The sequence below is a fragment of the Pseudomonas viridiflava genome (genome assembly GCF_900602065.1).
Lineage (GTDB): Bacteria > Pseudomonadota > Gammaproteobacteria > Pseudomonadales > Pseudomonadaceae > Aquipseudomonas.
In genome coordinates, this window is sequence record NZ_UWFN01000064.1 from 1 (window position 1) to 282 (window position 282).

The 282-nt window shown below is 63.8% G+C and carries 1 pseudogene; it reads left to right on the forward strand.

The annotated features are described in order from the left end of the window. A pseudogene (locus EE949_RS01010) lies at positions 1-282 on the forward strand (MBL fold metallo-hydrolase); the annotation flags it as partial.

A 282-nucleotide genomic window follows, 5' to 3' on the forward strand; every position in this document is an offset into this window, starting at 1 on the left:
GGGTTGGCCGTTGTTGCTGCTTTGCGTGTTCCCGCCGCTGAAAAGCGTGCCGCACGGGCAAGTCGAAGTGTTGCAACTGACGTGGGGCGGGGTTTGGCGATTCTTTTGCGCACCCGACACCACACCCTGCTCTATGACGCCGGGCCACGTTTCGGTGAATTCGACATCGGGCAGCGCGTCGTGCTGCCCGCCATACGCAAGGCCGGCGTACGCCAACTTGATCTGATGCTGATCAGCCACGCCGACGCGGATCACGCCGGTGGCGCGCAGGCGGTCCATCAA